Origin of the sequence: Novosphingobium sp. KN65.2 (assembly GCF_001368935.1) — a bacterium.
GTDB lineage: Bacteria > Pseudomonadota > Alphaproteobacteria > Sphingomonadales > Sphingomonadaceae > Novosphingobium > Novosphingobium mathurense.
Genome location: NZ_CCBH010000082.1, coordinates 1 through 1,369 on the forward strand (window position 1 = coordinate 1; position 1,369 = coordinate 1,369).

Consider the following 1,369-nt stretch of genomic DNA (forward strand, 5'->3'; position numbering starts at 1 on the left):
GCCCTTGGCTCAACCGCTGGCCTCGGCGTCGGTTGATGGGGTGTGGGGCATCCCCGCCGCGCGACGTTGCGAAGCAATGTATAAGTGCGCCCTTGTTCAGGGGGAATTAGATCAATGAACCTCGACTATCCGATAGTCAAGGTTTACCTTGTCCGCTGATGGCGATACGCTTGCCGTATGTCCGTCGATCTGCGACCAATCGAAGAGCTGGAACGCGAACTCGCGATCCGTGAAGCACGCGACCAAAGAAATCGGGCGCTGGCTGCGAAGGGAATGCGGCGCAGGGCTACGCGGTCCCGTATCATACTAGGCGGCGCGATCCTTGCCGAAATCCGCGACAATCCCGACCCGGACTTTATCGCACGGATCATCTCAATCCTAGACGATCGTGTTGGCCGCGACAGGGACCGCGAAGACTTGGCCGATCTGATGGGCCATCTTCTTCCGCCACAAAGCGCTCTCGCCTCATCGTCCGAATTTCCGGCAAGCGCGGAGCTGCCCGACTTCGACGCTATGGCGGAAGCAACCTTGCCTCCCTTGCGCTCCATCGCTGAAACTGATCCGGCCTTCATGGACGTGAAGCACCTGATAAACAATTCCGACTGACCGCTAAGGTTCAGCTCAATTTCCCCTTGGGCTGGTGCTCGTCTTGCCATTGGAAAGCACGAACATGCCGCCGTCATCCTGCGCGGCCGCCTTGTCGCCATCTTCGGAGACAATCGGCGCTGATGCAGTCAGAATCTCGTCTGCTCGATCATCGACCATATTTGTTTTGTCGCCCTTCTCTGCCCCGTCATCGGCCGTCGCTTCCCATGTCGATGCCGGGTCAAACCCCTCGTCTTTCGCCCGTCCAAATATCGCCCCGCCTGCCTCGATATAGGCACGCTGACGTTCATCCGCGCTGTCGTTGGCTGCGAGCTGATCGACTGCGGTGGTTCTGCGCTGCGGCCTCTTGCCGCGTCCAGTGTAGAACGCATGATCGCCGATCACGGCGCTGGGTGTCTGCCCGCCGAAATGTGTCAAGCCGCGTGAGACGGTCCCGGCCTTCTCGCGCTGGGCAACGATGGTCGGGTTCTGAAAATAGAGCGCGCCGCCTGTTTCGTCGGCCAGCTCACCCTTGAGCGCCAGCGAGACGATTGCATCCACGCGTGCGCGGCGAGCGGGAGGAACGGGGCGAAGGTTCCGCCAGTGCCCCCCCGCCCGCGTCACAGGCTCGAACTGGCGCGGCGCGTTGAGCACGTCTGATACCGTGCTGCCCCACCGTCCATTGCCAAGGCGATTGATGATCGTGAACACAACCGCCGCAATGCCGCGATCCCCCTGATTGCCTGCCTCGGCAAAGGCAACGCGAGCGATAGCCTCCCGGTCT

At 61.3% G+C, this 1,369-nt stretch carries 2 protein-coding genes; one reads left to right on the plus strand and one right to left on the minus strand.

Annotated features, from left to right (window positions below):
* Window positions 1-177: 177 nt before the first annotated feature.
* Window positions 178-606 (plus strand): hypothetical protein, encoded by a 429-nt coding sequence (locus SPHV1_RS03400; RefSeq protein ID WP_048575094.1) that lies wholly within the window; start codon window positions 178-180, stop codon window positions 604-606.
* Between the two features lie 15 nt (window positions 607-621).
* On the opposite strand, the gene SPHV1_RS03405 is transcribed toward SPHV1_RS03400, so the two are convergent.
* On the minus strand, window positions 622-1,369 hold a 748-nt coding region (locus SPHV1_RS03405), incomplete at its 5' end, for a cell wall hydrolase (RefSeq protein ID WP_054944677.1).